The sequence below is a fragment of the Hymenobacter terricola genome (assembly GCF_017921975.2).
GTDB lineage: Bacteria > Bacteroidota > Bacteroidia > Cytophagales > Hymenobacteraceae > Hymenobacter > Hymenobacter terricola.
In genome coordinates, this window is the sequence record NZ_JAGEMO020000120.1 from 1 (window position 1) to 6,653 (window position 6,653).

The following is a 6,653-nucleotide window of genomic DNA, read 5'->3' on the forward strand; positions in this document are numbered from 1 at the left end:
CCGGTAGTGCCCACCCGGCCGAAGCGGGCCAGCAGCCGGCCGTCGAGGTACACCTCCGAAGCCCCTTCTTGCACGATGCGCAGGGCCAACGGCTGGTCTTCCCGCACCGAATCGAGGGTGAAATGCAGCCGAAACCACCCCGTGCCGTGCCAGCCGGGCGGCGGACTGCCCATTGAAAACGAGGTGCGGGCCTGCGGCCAGGCCCGGTCGCTGAAGGCCGGGCCGGCCCAGGCCGGGGAATGGCCGGGGTGGTAGCGCCAGGGCGGGTCGCTCAGGCGCAGCGGGGGGGCGGCCCGCAGGCGGGCGGCGCTCAGGCGCAGCGGGGCGCTGTCGGGCGAAGCAGAGGCGACGGCTGCCTTCGGGTAAGGTTGGGCGGGGGCGCTTGGCCCGTGCAGCAGGCAGTACGCAATGAGCAGGCGGGTCAGGCAGCGTGTTTTCATGGGCAGCGGCCCGGCCAGGGCCGGGCGTGGGAGGAGGGCAGCAGCGGGGCTGGCAACCGTTAAGTCACCGCGGGCAGAAACTTATATTAAAAATACATAATTATTAATAATAAAATGCTACACGCGGGCCCACGGCTGCCTGCGACGGGGGCCACGCAACCTGCCCAAACGCATTTGCAACCTGCGCAAACGCCGCCGCTACGTGGGCAAAGGATTTCGGGCCCTTCGCAAATGCCCGTTGGCGCGGGGGCTTCGTGCTTTGCGGTGGTTCGAATCACCCCTCCAATCATCACGCTTTTTGCTTGTTGCCGCTGCCATGAAAGCCCGCCCGCCACCCCGCCCCGCCCCCGCCGTCCCCCATTTCTTCCGCCTTTATTCCCCCATTGAACAATGAAAACTTACTTCTGCATCCGCCTGGCCTGCGGGCTATTGCTGCTTCTCGGCTCGCTTGCGGGCCACGCCCAGGGGCCGTCGCCCGCCGCCCTGCCCGGCTACTGGAACCTGGAAATCAACCGCTCGACCCGCGACTACACCATCGTGCGCTTTTACGACGGCCAGGACCGGCTCGTATGCGAGGACCGCCTCCCCGGGCTGTGCCTCGACCTGAGCCGATGCCCCGCCCGGCGGCGCCAGCGCACGGCCGCCCGCTTGTCGCTGGCCCTGCAAGCGGTGCTGCGCGACCCGGCCCGTGCCAGCCAGACGGTGGCCGGGCTGGCCCAGCAGTTCGACCCGCGCGGGCGGGCACCGCAGCGCTACGCCGTGCGGTGAATAAACCCGGCTTATAACGCTCACTAAAACAATATTTTTCATGAAATTTCTTCAATCTTTTCGTCCCCGATTGCGCTTGCGGTGCTCGGGGTTGCTGCTGCTGGGGGGCCTGCTGGCCACCGCTTGCCATAACGACGAGACCACCTCCCCTTCTCCCAATGCCCCGGTGTATTCAGGCGACGTGGTGACCTCGTGGCTGACCCTGCAGCTGAAGCTGGCCCTCGCCGCGCCGGGCGGCCCCGTGGCCGCGCCGCGGCGCTACGCCTACACCAGCATCGCTCTGTACGAAGCCGTGGTGCCGGGCCTGGCGGGCTACCAGTCCATCGCGCCGCAGCTCAATGGCTTGGCGGCGCTGCCGGCCGTGGGGCCCCAATTGGCCTACTACTGGCCGGCGTGCGCCAACGCGGCCGCGGCGGCCATGAGCCGCGATTTTTACCCCACCGCCTCGGCCGCCAGCAAAGCCACCATCGATTCGCTGGAAGCAGTCACCACCGCCTCCTACAAAGACCAGCCGGCGGATGTGCTGGCCCGGTCGGCGGCGTTTGGCCAACAGGTGGCCGCGGCCGTTTCCGCGTGGGCGAGAACCGATGGCAGTGACGACGCCACGCCCTACACGCCCCCGGTGGGCGCGGGCCTGTGGGTGCCCACGGCGCCGGCGTTTGCCCCGGCGACCGCGCCCAACTGGGGCCGCTGCCGCCCGCTGGTGCTGAACAGCGACGCCGGAGCCGACCAGGGCCCGCCGACCCCGTATTCGACCAATCCGGCGTCGGCGTACTACGCGCAGGCCCAGGAAGTGTACAACATTGGGCAGGGCCTGACGGCCGAGCAGCGCACGATTGCCGTGTTCTGGGCCACCAACTCCTGGCACAACGTCCTGCGCCAGGTGCTGGCCACGCAAAAGCCCTCCCTGGACGCGGCCGCCGTGGCGTTTGCCCAGGTCAGCATCGCCATGTCGGATGCGCAAGTCAGCCTTTACAAGAGCAAGTACCTCTACAACGCCGTGCGGCCCATTACCTACATCCGCACAGTGATGGGCCAGCCCGGCTGGAACACGCTGATTCCCACCCCGGCCCATCCCGAATACCCGGCGGGCCACTCCGTGACGTCGGGCGCGGCGGCCGAGGCTCTCACCCTGGTGTTTGGGCCCAACTACCAATACACCGACAAGCCCTACAACATCGCGGGTGTCGTGCCACGCCCCTACAACTCGTTCGATGAGGCGGCCACCGAGGCCGGGACCTCGCGCGTGTACGGCGGCATGCACTACCGCAAAACGACCGAGGTAAGCCTGCTGCAAGGCAAGACAATTGCCCGGAACATCGCGGAGAAGCTCAAATTCAAAAAGTAGTTTGCTTGCCCGGGCCCGCCCTACTTCTTTTTCTGAGCGATGAAAACCCGCTTTAACGCCAACTAACTGCCTATTCCAATGGATTCACTGCTCCGGCAACGCGCCGAAAAACTCCTCTTCATTCCCCCTGATAGCCTCCCATCATGAAAACTTTCCCGCGTCTGACTGTCTCCGGCCATTGAGTTATTTTGCTGCTGGTACTCGGTTTTGCCAGGCGCAGCGCGCCAGTGCGCAACCGAATGGGTCGCCCGCCCCGGCCTCCCTGCGGGTAATTATCCGGACCTTGCCCAATTCGCCGCTGCTGCGGGTGTGTTACGAAAGCGACAAGTACGGCTCCGTGCGTTTCCAGATTCGCAACAAGCGCGGCAGCGTGCTCCACGATGACGTGCTGCGGGCTTCCCGGTACGCTGGCACCTTCGACCTGGCCGCCCTGCCGGCTGGCCGCTACACGGTCGAACTGCCGACCCCTGCCGACCACCACGAAGAGGCCATCCGGGTGGGTAAGCCCATTCCGGCGGCAGTGGCTTTGGTGGCGAAGGAACGGGAGCCCAGCCCGGCCATTCAATGAGCAGCGGGTGGGAGAAGAGCCGCGCCGAGGCTTCTTTGCGCAAATGAATCCCCGCTAATACCACCCCTCCTCATTTCCGCCTCAGGCTCCGCCACCACTGCTTACCACCCTGGTTTCTTCTGGCAGCCGGCAGCTCACTTGTCCTGGCGCAGGCGCAAGCCCCCACCGGGATGCCGGCCTCGACGACCTCGGGCGATGCTTTTCAAGCCAGGATGCTGCTGGCGCTGTCCAACGCCGGCATAACCCCCGGCTTACCTCGATGCCACGGGCGCAAGGCGGAGCCCATGGCGCTCAAAACGCTTCCTGTTCAGCAGCTCCGTGACCGGGCCGCCGGCCGATATGGTTACGCCCGATGGGCGGCATGCCATTACCCACGGGACCAGGAATGGTTGGTGGGAAGCCTTTGGTAAGCGACTTGCGGCCCTCGAACACCAGTTAACTTGCAGGACGAGGCCACGGGGAGTAGTTGTTCATAAAATCCGTCGGTCTTCTGAGCTGGTATGGATGCGCAAACAGCTGTGGCCGCAGCGATGGCCGAACGCGCTCAAGCGGGGGCGACGCCCCCCACCCCACTCCGGCGCACAGCGCCGCCCGGCGCGTCCGGGGGCAGGATAGGACCGGTTTCCTCCCTGCGGCCAATTCGGCGGCCTGCCGCCCTAACCGCGGGGCCATCCGAAAAGCAACTTTATGTAGAATAGAGGGTTGAGAATTTTTTTACGAAATCAGACTCTAATTATCAACAGCCCTAAAGGCGTTAGCCATCAGCTCCTGTTCTTCTCGGGTCAAATGGGAATGCATAGCAACCGCACGCCAATTGCGTACGGCCCCGCTCACCTTTGCTATTATGGCATTTGCCTGCCGTGGAAGAAGTCGAAAGAATAGAGCCACCTCCAAGGCTAGTTGAAGGGCAGGCGCATTATCCGTTTCTGAGATGTTAAGGGTAAGTCCTCGCCCATAGGGCATTGGGTTCAGGTCATAGGCCGGTGATAGGCGCCGGCCTTGCGCCGAGAGGATAAAGCCATGATTCCGCAAATGGTCGTCGGTGAAGGCCACGCAGATATTGAACACAATGCGCCGCCACAGCTCTGTCAGGTCTTCGTTAACCTGCCCCCTGGCGAATCAGGAAAGCCGCTAATTCCAGATAGCTCGCGCCGTCTTGATAGTCCGCCCCATCCTGATAGCCGAGCAAGGTCATGGCCGCGTAGCCGTTCAGTCGAAGCGTTGGGAGAGGTACGTGTGGTGCCGACTACCGAAAAGCTGGGCTTGGCCTACCGCCATCGAAACGCCGGCCTGTTGCGCTAATTCACTCACAACCGTTTCCCAGGCCCCCTCGTCATGCGTATCCTGGCCACTCGGAAACGCGGCCCAGCACGTCGTCCTCGGCCAGTCGCAGAATCGTTTTCTCCAGCCCGAGCACAAAGAGCACCTGCAGAGAAGCCCCCATGCTGACGCTGGCCTTCCCTCTTTCAATTGCCAGTAGTGTAGGCCGTCAGTTGAGTGCTGCCCGTTCGTTCCGCTACACGGGCAGCACTCAACTGACGGCGCAACCTTGCCAAACGCATCTGTCCATAAGGGGAACAGATGCGTTTGGCAATTGAGGAAGTAAAACAACCGATTCTTTGCCCATCGTAATGCAAAATATACTTTACAAGTATACCCGTTAGTGTCAGACCAAATCAACATTGCTGTTCACCACATCGCTGCTAACTCCGTGCTGACCCGCTCCTCCCCTATCCTACTTATACGGCATTTATGCAGCCGACTGCCCATTGCGCTATATTCATGAGGTGCATGGGCAACACAATATTCCTTATGCATACCGTATGCATAAGGAATATTGTGTTGCCCATGCACCTCATATTCCCGACATTTGTTTTCAAATCACACCTACCCCTTTATGCAGATACTCACGATTGCCAACCGGAAGGGTGGCGTAGGCAAAACCACCTCGGCCTGGGCCATAGCGCATGCACTGGCTAATCGGGGGCATCGAACACTTTTGGTCGACTGCGACCCTCAGCGCAATTTGTCGCTTATCCTTCCGCAACTGCCCGCCGACAAACACATCGGCCTTGTCGCCAGCAGCGATGCTACGCTGGCCGAAGTCATGGAGCCGGTAGGGCCTCAACTGTGGCTGGTGCAGGCCACCGAAGCCATCGTGGCAGCAGAGAAGGTCTTGGGCACCCAAATGGATTACATCATGGTCCTGAAGAACGCCCTGACCGGCCTTAAAGGGAAAATGGACTACGTGATTTTTGACACCAGTCCGTCGCCACACTCGCCACTTGCCGTAGCCGCTCTAACAGCCTCAACGGCCACGTTCATACCGGTGCATCCAGAGTATCTCAGTTACGAAGGGCTTACCTCGCTGCTGGATGTAGTTGCCCGGGTCAGGAAAAGCTTCAATCCGGGCCTGCAAGTAGGAGGGTTATTCCTGACGCGCTATTCGGCCACGTACCGTAAGCGCCTTCATCATGAGTTCGTAGATATGCTGCGGCAGCACGACGTGTTGGGCCCGCTGCTCATGCACACAACCATCCGCGAAAATGTCGCCTTGGCCGAAGCACAGGTCAACCGCCAGAGTTTGCAGGAATATGCTCCCAACAGCAATGCTTGTAAAGATTATGAGGACCTCACAACTGAATTATTAGAAAGGCTGGGTGCATTACCTGCGTGATACGCATTATGTGCATAATATGTATTGTATGCATAATGCAGGTAATGCATATTAGGAACACGAAACAATGTGGTGCTAAGAACCTTCTAATCAGTTTTATGAAAAAGCCAGTTTCAAAATTTGGTCTTGCGGCTCTGGTATCTCAGCCGACATCTGCGACACCGACTCGCTCGGTAGATGACCTGTTGTTTGCCCCGGCAGGCAATTCAATCGAGCCCGACCCGGTAGCAAAGGCACCCAACACGCCATTGCTCACCAAAACGCGCTTTACCAATACCCTGCCTACCACAATCTACGTGCAGTTGCATCGACTGTCTTTTTGGGACCGGCGCGATATGAGTGCGATTATCGAAGTGGCTTTGCAGGAATACTTTGCTCACCATCCCGATGCGGACAAGCCGCTCCCCGAACAGGAAAGAGTAAAGCGCAAGCTTCCAACCAGCTAACGCTAAACCACTGACCCTGTTTTTGTGGGAAATGACCATTCCCCCCACAAAAACAGGGTCAGTGGTTTAGCGTAAAAGATGGCGTTTGGAGGCATTCAGGAAACCTTTTCTCCTATGAAAGCCTCATGCCTCCCACAAATAGGGTCAGCACGCTGGTGTTTGAATTTGCTAACGTTACCATCCGATTTCACGTTTATTAAACTACTCAAGAACTAGGTGTATAGTGAGGTGGTTTAAGAATGGGGCGGTCGGGTGAAACAGGAGATACTGTGTTAAAAAGCAAGGAAGTGAGCAAGTTTTTTTACCTTTAGGCGCCTTTAAGGAGAGCCTTTGGGTTCATCCTGCGTAGCCTCGGCCCCTCAACTGGTCGGGGCTACTTCTTTTTCCAGGCAATGGGCCGGATGGT

The 6,653-nt window shown here is 60.2% G+C and carries 6 protein-coding genes and 1 pseudogene; 5 read left to right on the top strand and 2 right to left on the bottom strand.

Features of this window, described 5'->3' with window-relative positions:
• Nucleotides 1–440: pseudogene (locus J4G38_RS26240) on the bottom strand (hypothetical protein); the annotation flags it as partial.
• A gap of 390 nt (nt 441–830) precedes the next feature.
• On the opposite strand from J4G38_RS26240, the gene J4G38_RS26245 reads away from it, so the two are divergent.
• The 3 genes from J4G38_RS26245 (at nt 831) to J4G38_RS26255 (ending at nt 3,124) form a co-directional block, all read left to right on the top strand.
• The gene (locus J4G38_RS26245; protein ID WP_210521825.1) at nt 831–1,208 is read left to right on the top strand and encodes a hypothetical protein; all 378 of its coding nucleotides are present in this window, start codon (nt 831–833) and stop codon (nt 1,206–1,208) included.
• Between the two features lie 40 nt (nt 1,209–1,248).
• A complete protein-coding gene (locus tag J4G38_RS26250; RefSeq protein WP_210521824.1) occupies nt 1,249–2,556 on the top strand; it encodes a vanadium-dependent haloperoxidase in 1,308 nt (435 codons plus the stop codon).
• 283 nt (nt 2,557–2,839) lie between these two features.
• A complete protein-coding gene (locus J4G38_RS26255; RefSeq protein ID WP_226163903.1) occupies nt 2,840–3,124 on the top strand; it encodes a hypothetical protein in 285 nt (94 codons plus the stop codon).
• Between the two features lie 729 nt (nt 3,125–3,853).
• On the opposite strand, the gene J4G38_RS29315 is transcribed toward J4G38_RS26255, so the two are convergent.
• Nucleotides 3,854–4,216 (bottom strand): HipA domain-containing protein, encoded by a 363-nt coding sequence (locus J4G38_RS29315; RefSeq protein ID WP_226163905.1) that lies wholly within the window; start codon nt 4,214–4,216, stop codon nt 3,854–3,856.
• 805 nt (nt 4,217–5,021) lie between these two features.
• Between J4G38_RS29315 and J4G38_RS26265 the strand changes: the two genes are divergently transcribed.
• A complete protein-coding gene (locus J4G38_RS26265) occupies nt 5,022–5,801 on the top strand; it encodes a ParA family protein (protein WP_210521821.1) in 780 nt (259 codons plus the stop codon).
• A 98-nt stretch (nt 5,802–5,899) separates the two neighbouring features.
• On the top strand, nt 5,900–6,247 hold the full coding sequence (locus J4G38_RS26270) for a hypothetical protein (protein ID WP_210521820.1): 348 nt from the start codon (nt 5,900–5,902) through the stop codon (nt 6,245–6,247).
• The last annotated feature ends 406 nt before the right edge of the window (nt 6,248–6,653 follow it).